Annotated in this window: 14 protein-coding genes; 9 read left to right on the top strand and 5 right to left on the bottom strand. The window is 40.9% G+C overall.

The window, feature by feature from the left end:
- Positions 1-5 precede the first annotated feature (5 nt).
- Entirely contained in the window at positions 6-506 is a 501-nt protein-coding gene (locus KSK37_RS04125; protein ID WP_088360398.1) for an FKBP-type peptidyl-prolyl cis-trans isomerase, read from the bottom strand.
- A gap of 288 nt (positions 507-794) precedes the next feature.
- Between KSK37_RS04125 and KSK37_RS04120 the strand changes: the two genes are divergently transcribed.
- Positions 795-1886, top strand: a complete 1092-nt coding sequence (locus KSK37_RS04120; RefSeq protein WP_217199614.1) for an alkene reductase — start codon at positions 795-797, stop codon at positions 1884-1886.
- 75 nt (positions 1887-1961) lie between these two features.
- Here KSK37_RS04120 and KSK37_RS04115 read toward each other — a convergent pair whose 3' ends face one another.
- Together KSK37_RS04115 and KSK37_RS04110 are read right to left on the bottom strand one after the other, a co-directional pair.
- Positions 1962-2717 (bottom strand): SDR family NAD(P)-dependent oxidoreductase, encoded by a 756-nt coding sequence (locus KSK37_RS04115; RefSeq protein ID WP_217199612.1) that lies wholly within the window; start codon positions 2715-2717, stop codon positions 1962-1964.
- Between the two features lie 190 nt (positions 2718-2907).
- Positions 2908-5025: a type IA DNA topoisomerase gene (locus KSK37_RS04110; RefSeq protein WP_217199611.1), complete on the bottom strand. Its 2118-nt coding sequence runs from the start codon at positions 5023-5025 to the stop codon at positions 2908-2910.
- 225 nt (positions 5026-5250) lie between these two features.
- On the opposite strand from KSK37_RS04110, the gene KSK37_RS04105 reads away from it, so the two are divergent.
- The 3 genes from KSK37_RS04105 to KSK37_RS04095 are packed head-to-tail and all read left to right on the top strand — an operon-like array spanning position 5251 to position 6773.
- Complete coding sequence (locus KSK37_RS04105) at positions 5251-5883, top strand: NAD(P)H-dependent oxidoreductase (RefSeq protein WP_217199610.1); 633 nt, start codon at positions 5251-5253, stop codon at positions 5881-5883.
- Between the two features lie 27 nt (positions 5884-5910).
- Entirely contained in the window at positions 5911-6345 is a 435-nt protein-coding gene (locus tag KSK37_RS04100; RefSeq protein WP_217199609.1) for a MarR family winged helix-turn-helix transcriptional regulator, read from the top strand.
- A gap of 2 nt (positions 6346-6347) precedes the next feature.
- Positions 6348-6773: an organic hydroperoxide resistance protein gene (locus KSK37_RS04095; protein WP_217199608.1), complete on the top strand. Its 426-nt coding sequence runs from the start codon at positions 6348-6350 to the stop codon at positions 6771-6773.
- Between the two features lie 50 nt (positions 6774-6823).
- On the opposite strand, the gene KSK37_RS04090 is transcribed toward KSK37_RS04095, so the two are convergent.
- A complete protein-coding gene (locus tag KSK37_RS04090; RefSeq protein WP_217199607.1) occupies positions 6824-7291 on the bottom strand; it encodes a methylglyoxal synthase in 468 nt (155 codons plus the stop codon).
- A 490-nt stretch (positions 7292-7781) separates the two neighbouring features.
- On the opposite strand from KSK37_RS04090, the gene KSK37_RS04085 reads away from it, so the two are divergent.
- The 4 genes from KSK37_RS04085 (at position 7782) to KSK37_RS04070 (ending at position 9795) form a co-directional block, all read left to right on the top strand.
- On the top strand, positions 7782-8627 hold the full coding sequence (locus tag KSK37_RS04085) for an RteC domain-containing protein (RefSeq protein ID WP_217199606.1): 846 nt from the start codon (positions 7782-7784) through the stop codon (positions 8625-8627).
- A 249-nt stretch (positions 8628-8876) separates the two neighbouring features.
- Positions 8877-9230 (top strand): helix-turn-helix domain-containing protein, encoded by a 354-nt coding sequence (locus KSK37_RS04080; RefSeq protein ID WP_024566644.1) that lies wholly within the window; start codon positions 8877-8879, stop codon positions 9228-9230.
- 12 nt (positions 9231-9242) lie between these two features.
- Entirely contained in the window at positions 9243-9551 is a 309-nt protein-coding gene (locus KSK37_RS04075; RefSeq protein WP_002978404.1) for a helix-turn-helix domain-containing protein, read from the top strand.
- Between the two features lie 85 nt (positions 9552-9636).
- Complete coding sequence (locus tag KSK37_RS04070; protein ID WP_217200087.1) at positions 9637-9795, top strand: hypothetical protein; 159 nt, start codon at positions 9637-9639, stop codon at positions 9793-9795.
- A 53-nt stretch (positions 9796-9848) separates the two neighbouring features.
- Here KSK37_RS04070 and KSK37_RS04065 read toward each other — a convergent pair whose 3' ends face one another.
- The gene (locus tag KSK37_RS04065) at positions 9849-10883 is read right to left on the bottom strand and encodes an IS110 family RNA-guided transposase (RefSeq protein WP_217199419.1); all 1035 of its coding nucleotides are present in this window, start codon (positions 10881-10883) and stop codon (positions 9849-9851) included.
- A gap of 245 nt (positions 10884-11128) precedes the next feature.
- On the opposite strand from KSK37_RS04065, the gene KSK37_RS04060 reads away from it, so the two are divergent.
- Positions 11129-12418 (top strand): DUF3945 domain-containing protein, encoded by a 1290-nt coding sequence (locus tag KSK37_RS04060; protein ID WP_425513996.1) that lies wholly within the window; start codon positions 11129-11131, stop codon positions 12416-12418.
- Position 12419 lies beyond the last annotated feature (1 nt).

Genomic DNA, 12419 nt, shown 5'->3' with positions numbered 1-12419 from the left:
AGAAATTAATGTCCTTCGTGACCGTCAATTCCATGTGCATGACCGTGAGCCAGTTCCTCTTCCGTAGCCGGACGGGAAGCTACCACTTCAATATCAAAGTTCAGGGTTTTTCCTGCCATTGGGTGGTTTAAATCTACAATAACAGCTTCCGGAGTTACTTCCACCACTACTGCGTTTACATGGTTTCCTTCAGGATCCTGCAGCGGTAAAATTGCACCTACAGGTGGCATTCCGCTCTGTTCGAACATTCCAACTGGTAAATGTGCAATCGCGTCTTCAGCTTTTTCGCCATATCCTTCTTCCGGGGTAATGGTAAAAGTTTTGGTATCTCCTGCAGTTAGACCCTGAAGATGTTCTTCAAATTTCGGCAACATCATTCCCACTCCGTATAAAAAAGTGAAAGGATTATCAGCATCTGTTTTCTCGATGAAGGTTTTTTCTCCATTATCTTCAATGGAATTCAGCGTGTAATGAAGCGCTACTACGTGGTTTTTGTCTATTGTCATTATAATTGAATTATGAAGGATCTGAAATCCTTTTATTAAAAATTAAATATTGTCGCCTTCATCGGGATGATAGCCGGCTTTTGCAAAGGTAACATTTTGAAATAGAAAATCAGCTCACAGAAGAAAAGCGTCTTCACTTACTCTCTTCAAAATTTAATCGTAAATTGCATTTACATTTATCATCACTTATTGAATTGTAAATCAAGACAGTATAAAGTTATTTTCCTGTTTAGTTAATCATCTTTATCATGCACTGCGAAGGTCTAATCATTAATAAAAACACATATTATGAATTCATTTGAAACACTTTTAAGCCCATACCAACTGGGCAGTCTCACCTTAAAGAACCGTATTGTGATGGCGCCAATGACCCGAAGCAGGGCGACAGGTAATATTCCCAATGATATAATGGCGGAATACTACGGAAGCAGAGCAAGTGCAGGGTTGATTATTACTGAAGGTACCGCTCCGTCTCCGGACGGCTTGGGATATGCCAGAATACCGGGCATGTATAGCGACCAACAGATTGAAGGCTGGAAAAAAATAACGGATGCGGTACATCATGGCGGCGGTAAAATATTTATTCAGCTGATGCATACCGGCAGGATCAGCCATCCTCTGAACATGCCAGAAGGGGCGGAAGTGATTGGTGCTTCTCCCATTGCTGCCACCAGTACCCAGATGTACACTGATAAGGAAGGGATGAAAGCCCTGCCTGTTCCCAAAGAAGTGGCAGCGGAAGAAATTCCTGCAATTGTTGCTGAATTTGTGCACGCTGCAAAATCAGCGGTTGCTGCAGGATTTGACGGTGTGGAACTGCATGGTGCCAACGGTTATTTGCTGGAACAGTTTCTGAATTCAGCATCCAATCAGCGTAGTGATGCATACGGGGGTTCCATTGAAAACCGCAACCGTTTAGTGCTGGAAGTTACCTCGGCCGTCGCAGATGCCATCGGTAAAGACAAAACAGGAATCAGGCTTTCTCCTTTTGGAGCATTTGGTGAAATGTCAGCCGATGAAACCACTGAACAGCAGTATGCCCAGTTAGCTGCCGGACTGAAATCTATGGGTATTGTGTATATCCATATGGTGGATCATTCCTCAATGGGAACGCCGGCCGTTCCGCAGTCTGTAAAAGATGCGGTAAGAAATGAATTTGCCGGAACCATTATTCTTTCCGGGGGATATGATGCCGAACGCGCAGAAGCTGACCTGAAAGCCGGAAAAGGAGAGTTGGTGGCATTCGCAAGGCCTTTTATCGCGAATCCGGATCTGGTACAGAAATTTGCTTCAGGAAAAGCGCTGACTGCGCCTGATCCTGATACTTTTTATACCCCCGGAGAGAAAGGATATACCGATTATCCCGTTTCAGCAGACTAAAATGAGTCTTTAATATTAAATAAGAAAGCAGGTTTGGATATTTCCGAACCTGCTTTATTGGTTATTAATTTATTACTACACTGCGAGATAACCTCCATCTACTGCGTAATAACTTCCGGTAACGAAAGATGCTGCATCAGAAGATAAAAACAGACACATCGCAGCAATTTCCTCCGGTGTTCCCAGTCGGCCGAATGCGTGTTTGGATTCCAGATGTTTGATCGCTTCTTTACCCATCGCTTCTTCATTGACCATCCCTGTATAAATAAACCCGGGACCGATGGCGTTGACGCGGATGTTTTCAGTGCCGTGTTCCCACGCAGCGGTTTTGGTTAAACCCACTACACCGTGTTTGGCGGCCACATATCCGGAGGAGGTAGGAAAGCCTGCCTGTCCCAAAATAGAGGCGATATTTATAATGCTTCCGCTTCCTGCTTTCAGCATGGCCGGAATCTGATATTTCATTCCAAAAAATACTCCGGAAAGATTTACTGCAATTACCTTTTCCCAGCCTTCTACTGAGAGATCCTCTACTTTATTGATTTCACCTCCAATTCCCGCGTTGTTCACCGAAATGTGCAGTGCGCCGAATTTTTCTACAGTTTCTTTGACCAGTTTTTCATTGTCTTCCGGACTTGCCGAATTTGCTTTCACGAAAATAGCCTCACCGCCATTTTTCTTAATTAATTCTACCACTTCATTTCCATGAGCTTCATTGATGTCGCTTACCGTAACTTTTGCTCCTTCTTTCGCAAAAAGCAATGCGGTTGCTTTACCGATTCCTGAACCCGCGCCTGTAATAACGGCGACTTTGTCTTGTAACTGTCCCATACTTTTAATTTTTATTTCATCTCAAATTTACGGATTTAAAGACTGTGAAATTGGTGAGATATATCACTTTAACAAGGATTTAAGACATGATTTAATAAAGTGAAATCAATCCACATCGGTAAGCTGATTAAAGATGCTATTTGAGAAATGTGAAAAGAGAGACTTATTCTTTTTAGGAATAAATTTAAATTTATTCGGACTGTAACGCGATGCTGCCGTTATCCGTAAGCCGCAAAAGGCCTTCTGAGATGCTTTCCGGATGTTCTGTAAAGCCTTTCAGTTTTGTGCTTTTTCCTTTTACCACAATATCCTGAATCTGTTTTTCTGTCAGTTTCTTTCCAAAAACAGTGAAAGGAACTTTAAAACCGCAACCCTTATAATTGGAACAGCCGACGGCAGTTTTTCCCTTCATCAACTGTTCAGTTTTACATTTCGGGCACTTTTCATCTTCCCAGATGATGACAGTGGTTTTCCGCGGTGCTCTTTCTTTTTTTTCTTTCGGAAGAACTTCTTCCTGAAAAGAGATGATTTTTGCTTTTTCGCTGATTACTTTTCTGGTTAAATCAGTGACCATCAGGATGAGTTCGTCTTTGAACTGAGTAGCGCTGTATTCGCCCTTTTCGATTTTTCTCAGCTTGAATTCCCATTCGCCGGTCAGTTCGGGACTTTTAAGCAATTCATCATCAATGGTGTCGATCAGTTCCACACCGGTTGTGGTAGCGATAAGATTTTTCTTTTTCCGCTCGATATATTTTCTTTTGAAAAGGGTTTCAATAATATTAGCTCGGGTAGAAGGTCTTCCGATTCCGTTGCTTTTCATGAGTTCGCGAAGTTCCTCATCATCGACCTGTTTTCCGGCAGTTTCCATCGCACGAAGAAGTGTTGCTTCAGTATAAGGTTTGGGCGGACTGGTTTTTCCCTGATGAATTAAAGGGGAATGTTCGCCCTTTTCGCCAACTTTAAATTCGGGGATCAGCTGTTCTTCGTCTTTCTCTTTTTTCTCAGTATCGTCCTTTTTGTCCTTGGCATATACTTCGCGCCAACCCGGTTCCAGGATCTGTTTTCCGTTAGCTTTAAAAGGAATGGTGCCTACCTGACCTTCCACCAAAGTGTTTGAGATTTTACATTCAGGATAAAAAACCGCAATAAAACGTCTTGCTACCAAATCATAAATGAGCTTTTCTTCTTTGCTTAAACTGGAAGAAGGCGGTATTTCCGTGGGTATAATTGCGTGGTGATCGGTAACTTTAGCATCGTCAAAAACCGCTTTCGATTTCGGAATAGGATTTTCCAGCAATGGCGCTGTGTATTCCCGGTAGAAATTCATAGTACGGAGAATACCTGCAATCTTCGGATAAAGGCTTTCGGAAAGGTAAGTGGTGTCCACACGGGGGTAGGTGGTATGTTTCTTCTCGTATAAACTTTGGATATATTTCAGCGTGTTTTCGGCAGAGAAACCGAATTTTCTGTTGGCTTCCACCTGCAAAGCCGTCAAATCAAATAGTCTTGGGTTTTTCTCTTTTCCTTCTTTAATTTCAAATGAAACAATTTCAAAAAGATTCTGTTTCAGATATTCGAGACCTTTTTCGGCTTTTTCCCGGGTTTTTAAACGGTCGATTGCCGCATTGAAAACAACGTCGCGGTATTTGGTTTTCAGTTCCCAGTATTCCTCGGTTTCGAATGCATCCATTTCTTTCTGACGCTGAACGAGCATTGCCAAAGTAGGCGTCTGTACCCGTCCAATAGAGAGCACGCCCTTGTTTCCTCCGAATTTTCTTGTAAATAACCGGGTTGCATTAATCCCCAGAAGCCAGTCGCCGATTGCACGCGCATTGCCTGCGAGATATAGATTCTGATATTCTTCCGCAGGTTTCAGCTTGGCAAAACCTTCTTTAATGGCATCTTCGGTAAGGGACGAAATCCAGAGTCTTTTCATTGGTTTTCTGCATTTTGCCTTTTGGAGGACCCAACGCTGGATGAGCTCGCCTTCCTGCCCCGCATCACCGCAGTTGATGACTTCTTCACAGTCTGCGACTAATTTTTCAATGGTTTTAAACTGTTTCTCCACACCTGGATTCGGTATGAGTTTAATTCCGAAATTATCGGGAATAATAGGGAGGAAGATTAAATCCCAGGACTTGAAATGCGGGCTGTAATCATGAGGTTCTTTGAGGGTGCAAAGATGTCCGAATGTCCAGGTTACCCAATAGCCATTACCTTCAAAATAGCCCTGTTTAGGCATATCTGCGCCTAAAACTTTGGCGATATCACGGGCAACACTTGGCTTTTCAGCAATGCATAATTTCATAGGACAGCTTCATTATTGGACGAAATGCAAATTTCCGATTTTTTTTCTGAATATCTCTTTAATGCATTTAGAAAGTATTGTATATACAAGCGTTATTGATTCTGTCTACTATTCATTTATAGCAATTAAATTGTGCACAATTTAATTTCGTCTTACCTTTGCATCATCAAATCCCAGAAAACAAGAGGGCTGACAAAAACATTAATAATTAAAATATAACAAGCAATGTCATTATTAGAAAATTTAAACTGGAGACATGCAGTAAAAGCATATGATCCTACCAAAAAAGTTTCAACAGAAGATTTAAACAGTATTCTTGAAGCCGCAAGATTGGCGCCTACGTCATCAGGTCTGCAGCCTTTCCGGATTATTGTTGTAGAAAATCAGGAGCTGAAGGAGCAGATGGTTAAAGGAGCGCTGAACCCGGAGGTGATGAGAGACAGTTCTCACGTTCTTGTATTTGCTGCATGGGACAGTTATTCCCCTGAAAAGATAGATAAAGTGTATGATATGCACACGGATATAAGAGATTTACCACGAGGCCGTTTCAACAGTTATACCGACCAGCTTAAAAATATGTATGGCGCACAGACCGCGGAACAGCATTTTGCACATACTGCACGCCAGACTTACATTTCTTTAGGACTTGCAATGGCGCAGGCCGCAGAATTGAAAATTGACAGTACACCGGCAGAAGGCTTCAGCAATGAAGTAGTTGATGAAATCCTGGGACTAAAAGCGCTGGGATTGAAAAGTGTAACTTTACTTTATTTGGGATACCGCGATGCAGAGAAAGACTGGCTTTCTACAATGAAAAAAGTGAGGCTTCCGATGGAGGAGTTCATTATTAATAAATAATCACCCAACAGATATTCCTGTTTTTTTATGGAACATTCAGATTCTTTACGGCTCGATCAGCAGATTTGCTTTCCGTTATATGTTCTCTCCAAAGAGGTCACCGGACTCTACCGTCCTTTGCTTGAGGAACTGAACCTCACATATCCGCAATACCTCGTTATGATGGTGCTGTGGGAAAATGACGGACTTGGAGTCTGCGATATCGGCAAAAAGCTTTTTCTTGACAGCGGTACGCTGACGCCATTATTGAAAAGACTTGAAAGTAAAGGTTTTATCAACCGGAAGAGAAACTCCGGAGATGAAAGGGTAGTGCAGCTTTTCCTTACAGACAGCGGAAGGGAATTAAAGCAGAAAGCCTGCAGCGTACCTGACCAGTTACTTGATAAAGTAAATATGAAGATTGAGGAATTACAGGAGCTGAAAACTTCCATCAATAAAATACTGAACAATATAAAGAAATAATTATGAAAGCAATGTACACCACGGCGGTTACTGCAAAAGGAGGCCGTAACGGACATGTGAAAAGTGAAAACGGAGTAGTGGATCTGGAAGTAAGAATGCCGAAAGGTCTGGGCGGTGCAAACGATGACTACGCAAACCCAGAAATGCTTTTTGCAGCCGGATATGCAGCATGCTTCGACAGTGCCCTCAACCGTGTAATCGGTCTTGCAAAAGTTCAGAGCGGTGAAACTTCCGTAACGGCAAAGGTGAGCATCGGGCAGATTGAAAACGGAGGATTTGGGTTGGCTGCCGAACTGGACGTTAATATTCCCGGCGTATCAATACAAGAAGCGCGGGAGCTTACCGAAAAAGCCCATCAGATATGTCCCTATTCAAACGCAACAAGAAATAATATTGAAGTAATACTTACTGTAACGAATTACGCGTAGTATCGCGTATGATGAAAAAAAGAAAAAGTCCGGATTTATTCCGGGCTTTTTTATAATCCTTTTTTAATGTTACGCGTTAGATAATCATCAAAATCCGGGATCTCCACCGTATATTCTTCGTCCATATAATGTGAACTGATCAGGAAATCTGCAGAAGTAGAATTGCTTGCTGTAGGGATATTCCATAAAACACACAGTCGCAGAAATGCCTTAACATCGCTGTCGTGGGGCTGAGATTCCATCGGATCCCAAAAGAAAATCACCATATCTATTTTCCCCACTGCAATTAAAGCTCCCAATTGCTGATCACCACCCAAAGGCCCGCTTAAAACCCGCTGCACCGCAACATTCAGTTCATCTTCAATTAACTTTCCTGTGGTTCCCGTGGCAATAAGATGGTGTTCAGTGAGGATTGCACGGTGTTTTTTAACCCAGTTAATCAGTTCATCTTTTTTGTGATCGTGCGCGACCAGGGCAATGGTCTTTTTAGATTTTAGAGTTCTTGTCTGACTGCTCATAGAATTTTTTCGGCTGTGAATATTAATTTTTTTCCTCGCAGCAGATAAATTTAGTGATATTATATGTATTCCCAAAAACACAAAACATTTTCCGTCAAAAAACGAACGGAAACAAAATTTATATAATCCTAAATAAAAGTTAATTTTTTGCGGAAAAAGATTAATATAGCCTAAAGTAGCTAATAAAGAGTAGTTTACAAGAACCGAAAGTGCCATCGGTAACGATTTAGTAATGGTGCTTACTGCACTCGCTTTCATCTGATTACCTTGTAAATCATTACTGCAAATTTAATAAAAAAAGGGTTAAGTCGTAGCGTACTTAACCCTTTTTCTGTTTTTTCTAATTCTTTCAGAAACAGTAATTAAAAATAAATCTTTCCCAATATGGGGGCAACCTGTGATATTGGTTCCAAGATTATTTCCAAGTTTTGACAAATCAACAAAGATGTAATTCCGAAACAAGTAGTGCTAATTTCTAAACGTCTAAGCTATGGAAATCGTGTTGAACAAAATATTATCGCAAATTCATCATCAGGAAGACAAGCTGTCTTCTCAAATGATGCGAACGGCAGACGAGGCTTACCAAATGACCTTGTTCCTAAATGAAATGCTGTGTACTATAAAAGCCAAAGTCTTAAAAGCCGGATTTACAAATGAACAGCAAGAGATTGACTTTTTCAAGAACATTAAACCACAAATTTTAGGGAAACTCATTTACTATAACAAAGTATTCCGCATTGAAACTACCTGCCCTGTCAGCAATGGCAAAATACATCAAAGCTATTATGAGAACCAATTAAAAGCCCTCAAATCAGAATATAAAGAAAGCATTTGCAATGAGGATTTTTACAGATACTACCGTGCTGACAGAACAGACCGTGACCATATTTATTTCAGGCTCGGACAAATCAATTACCACGATGGGTTAAAGAGTGGCGTGTTTGAAATCGACCTAAGTTTCTCCACATACTTTGATAACAAAATAGCCCACATTATAGCGAATGAATTACTTTACACCTATATGCTTACTAAAATTAACCCCGAAAAAAATCCCGATACCATTTTAATGAACGGAGATACACACAAAGACATTTCGTGGACTAATTCACAAAATGCGCTTATTGAATTGATTTACGCCCTGTATGCTTCCAAATCTATTGCATACGGTAAAATAGGTATCAGAAAATTAGCATTGATTTTTCAAATCTTATTCCGAACTCCCTTAAACGATATACATCATTCTTTCCACCGAATGAAAACAAGGGCAGGCTCCCGGACAGCGTTTTTAGACCAACTCAAAATTTCCCTCGAAGAATATATGGATAAAGACCTTTAGCTGTATCAGCATAGGTGTTTTAAAGCAGTACATTTTGTGTACTGCTTTTTGTTTGCCCATATATGCCAATTGGCAAATGTTGGCAAAAGGCTACCGTAAAATATCCCAACCCCGCTAAAACCCTTATTAAACAAGGGTTTTTCTCATTGTAAAAATTTTCAAAAAAGTGCCAAACCAATGGGTAAGCATTGGCAGACAAACACTGCCACACTTCTGAATTTTGTCCTGTGAACATTAAACAGCAGTGCAATGAATATTATAACAGTTGACGAAGAAGTGTGGAAGCACCTCAATGAACGGTTGAAAGCCATTAGCGAATATATCCTCAAACTGGAAGATACAAGCTACGATAGTTTGTGGCTCAACAATCACGAAGTCTGCCAGTATCTCCACATCAGCGAAAAAACATTGTGGCGTATGCGTACCAACGGGCAGATAGCCTTTTCAAAAATGTACGGGCAGTATTACTATACGATTGGTGCGATTAAGGAAATGCTTAACGCTAACGCCGTGCAGACCACCGATGAATATGTGGAGCAGCTTATGGCGAAAGGCAAAAGCTATATCGAGAAAGGCAGAAAACTGAAATCAGGTAATAATTAAAAGCGTACCCGTATGAATATCGACAAAATGGAATTTGTGGCGTGGATGGAACGCATAATGGACAGGCTTGACATTCTCGGCAACCACATAGACGATTTACAAAAGAAGCGCAACAGCATAGACGGCGAAGAATTACTGGATAATCAGGACTTATTGCAAATGCTGAAAATAAGTAACCGTTCCCTGCAACGGTATCGCTCCATAGGCAAGCTCCCATATTATACCATTAGCGGAAAACTGTATTACAAACTGTCCGATGTGCATCAGTTCATCAGGGAAAGTTTTAACCCGCCCTTGCCCAAACTGGATGCCAATAAGTGACAAACACTGCCTTTGAGTGCCACATAGAGCAAATCAGTGAAGGCTTCCTTTACATTCGAGCGTGAAATTTTAAAATTTTCAGACTATGAGCGAAGAAACAACAAATAAACAGGAAATGCCCGAACAGTTTTCGGACATATTACTCGTACTGGATAAAGAGAAAATGAAAATCCAGGCGGTAAAAAGTATCGACGAAAACGGAAAAATGGAAACCGTTGACCCCACCAAAAAGGTACTGTGTTAATTTCCAAATATTTTTCGATATTTGTTTAAACTATTTTAAGGAGAACTTTATGTTCATCCTGTGTAGGCAGGCGCAACCCTGTCTACTTTCTTATTTTCCTCATAAGCCGGATCAAACTCATCGGCATTTTTCCACAGTATATAGATCAGGATTAATAGCTTTCTCGCCACCGCAGTTATTGCTATTTTCTTGGCTGGTTTGCGGTCATTCATATTGTTGTAAAAATCCTTCATCACGGGATTAAACCTGGTCGCACACAATGCTGGCATATATAAAGCGTACCGAATAAAACTATTTCCTTTTTTGGATATTCTGCTCTTGCCTTGCTTGTTCCCTGATTGGTTGTGCTGGACATCCAATCCTGCATAACTAGCCAATTGCCTTGTATTGCTGATTAACGCAAATCCATTAGTTTCCGCGATAATACAAATCACCGTAATAAAACTTACACCGGGAATGCTGCATATTTTTTGAACCTTTTCATAAAACTCTGAATCTGACATCACCAACATCCTTAGTTCCGCCTCTATTTCCACCACTTGCGTTTCCAGCAAAGCCAGCTGCTTCTTTAATCTTTTCTCAGTAGAAACAGGGCAACTATAACTATGATGTCGAGCGTGCAACTGATTTTTGACCTGATTAATTTTATCTTTTACTTCACGGTATTCCCTACTCAAAAACTTCAGATTTCGCATGATTTTCGTAGGCATATTCCAACTGGTGAGTTTTCTTTCCAAACCCAGTCTGGATAAAACTTCTGAGTCCTTCCGATCCGTCTTGGTTTTCACATTCAAACTCTTTGAATAGTGCTTCACCATATTGGGAAGTAAGACTGATAATTTACAATCATGTTCGCTTAAATAGTAGGCCAAATGTTCGTAATAAACTCCAGTGGCCTCCATTACAAACAACATCTCTTCTGAAACTTTCTGGGCATTCACCCACTTTAAAAGCTCCTTAAATCCGGCCTTGTCATTACCAAACTTTTTACTCTTTGTAAATTTTTGGTTCTGAAAGCTGTCTGAACTTCCAAAACAGCAATCCAGGTAATCTTTTGAGACATCAATCCCGACACAATGCTTTTCCATAGATTTATTTTTTGATTGGAAAAAAGCTACAGTTCCTTTTCATCTTTTCTCGCATTTATGCGGGATGTATAAAACTCCCTAAGTACTGTTCAGATTCGGAGAAACTTAGAGACAGAGAATCTTTCTTTTTACGGTATATTAGAGCTAATTACCTGAACCAAAATATTTCTTCTGCCTCTTAGCTTTATTCTCCAAAGTAACTGATATTTATAGTATTGCAAACATACGAGAACCAAAACCAGTTTATGCGTGTGGATAAGGGGGGCGATTTCTTTTCCAACTTCTTTTCCAATTTTTTGAGCCAGTTAAAGAACCCTACAAACTTTACTTTCTTCAAAGTGCCTGCCCCTGTTGCTGCTGAAAAAGCACAGGAATTGCAAAAGCACTTAAATAAGCCCACTCCACAGGGCGAAAAAGTACTGAAAGAACACGAAGTGAAAGCAGAACCCCAGCCGGATAAAAAACAAGAAAATCAAAATAATATGGCAACAGCACAAACAACAACGGAAGCAAGCGAATACCGCTACAAGCCGGAGCAGGTTGATTGGGACACAATGAAAAACCTCGGATTAAGCAAAGAGTATCTTGAAAAAAGAAATCTGCTCGACCCTTTGTTACGTGGTTACAAAACCAATGAACTTTTACCGATAGGAATTAACCTCGGTGGTTCTATCCTCCGCACGGATGCCCGCCTGTCTTTGCAGCAAGCGGAAGACGGCAATGTTATCGTGGCAATACACGGTATCAAAAGAGAACCTAACCTGCATTTTGAGTTTTTCGGTCACAAGTTTACGGACGAAGACAAGAAAAACCTGCTCGAAACGGGCAATATGGGGCGTGTCGTCAATTTGGTAAATTCCAAAACGGGCGAACTGATGCCGTCCATTATCAGCATTGACAGGCTGACCAATGATGTGATTGCATTGCGCACGGAGTTTATCAAAATTCCCGATGAAATTAAGGGCGTAAAGCTGAATGACGAACAAAAGCAAACGCTGATGGAGGGAAAACCACTCTATTTAGAGGGTATGACTTCCACTAAGGGAACGGAGTTTTCGGCAACGGTACAATTCAATGCTGACAAAAGATACGTTGAGTTCCTGTTTGACAGAAGCAATAACAATCAGCAAGCGCAAACGAACCAACAGAACACCCAACAAAGCCAACCACAGGAAGCCCCGAAAACATTCCGTGGTAAAGAACTAACCGATGAGCAACATAAGGATTTCAAAGCAGGTCAAACTATCTACATTGATGGATTAAAAGATAAAAAAGGGCAACCTTATCAGGGCTATATCACTTTCAATAAGGATACAGGAAAGACCAATTTTGAGTTTCCTAACCACTATAAGGAAAGGGTAAAACCCACCGAAGCCCATAAAACACAGACTGCTGTCAATTCAGAGGGCAAAACCAACGAAGCAACCAAGAACGTCCAAGAGCCTTTAAAGTCCGGGCAGCAAAGACCGAAAAATGAAAAGCAGCAGGAACAACAGGACAATAAGCCTGCAAAATCCAAAGGCAGAAAAATGTAAT

This window comes from Kaistella soli (genome assembly GCF_019038595.1).
Taxonomy (GTDB): domain Bacteria; phylum Bacteroidota; class Bacteroidia; order Flavobacteriales; family Weeksellaceae; genus Kaistella; species Kaistella soli.
The sequence above is the reverse complement of the archived record's forward strand: the minus strand, read 5'-3'. Positions and strand labels throughout refer to the sequence as shown.

Coding starts and splice junctions, on each gene's coding strand:
- KSK37_RS04125 (WP_088360398.1), bottom strand. CDS start 506: ATGACAATAGACAAAAACCACGTAGTAGCGCTTCATTACACGCTGAAT.
- KSK37_RS04120 (WP_217199614.1), top strand. CDS start 795: ATGAATTCATTTGAAACACTTTTAAGCCCATACCAACTGGGCAGTCTC.
- KSK37_RS04115 (WP_217199612.1), bottom strand. CDS start 2,717: ATGGGACAGTTACAAGACAAAGTCGCCGTTATTACAGGCGCGGGTTCA.
- KSK37_RS04110 (WP_217199611.1), bottom strand. CDS start 5,025: ATGAAATTATGCATTGCTGAAAAGCCAAGTGTTGCCCGTGATATCGCC.
- KSK37_RS04105 (WP_217199610.1), top strand. CDS start 5,251: ATGTCATTATTAGAAAATTTAAACTGGAGACATGCAGTAAAAGCATAT.
- KSK37_RS04100 (WP_217199609.1), top strand. CDS start 5,911: ATGGAACATTCAGATTCTTTACGGCTCGATCAGCAGATTTGCTTTCCG.
- KSK37_RS04095 (WP_217199608.1), top strand. CDS start 6,348: ATGAAAGCAATGTACACCACGGCGGTTACTGCAAAAGGAGGCCGTAAC.
- KSK37_RS04090 (WP_217199607.1), bottom strand. CDS start 7,291: ATGAGCAGTCAGACAAGAACTCTAAAATCTAAAAAGACCATTGCCCTG.
- KSK37_RS04085 (WP_217199606.1), top strand. CDS start 7,782: ATGGAAATCGTGTTGAACAAAATATTATCGCAAATTCATCATCAGGAA.
- KSK37_RS04080 (WP_024566644.1), top strand. CDS start 8,877: ATGAATATTATAACAGTTGACGAAGAAGTGTGGAAGCACCTCAATGAA.
- KSK37_RS04075 (WP_002978404.1), top strand. CDS start 9,243: ATGAATATCGACAAAATGGAATTTGTGGCGTGGATGGAACGCATAATG.
- KSK37_RS04070 (WP_217200087.1), top strand. CDS start 9,637: ATGAGCGAAGAAACAACAAATAAACAGGAAATGCCCGAACAGTTTTCG.
- KSK37_RS04065 (WP_217199419.1), bottom strand. CDS start 10,883: ATGGAAAAGCATTGTGTCGGGATTGATGTCTCAAAAGATTACCTGGAT.
- KSK37_RS04060 (WP_425513996.1), top strand. CDS start 11,129: ATGCGTGTGGATAAGGGGGGCGATTTCTTTTCCAACTTCTTTTCCAAT.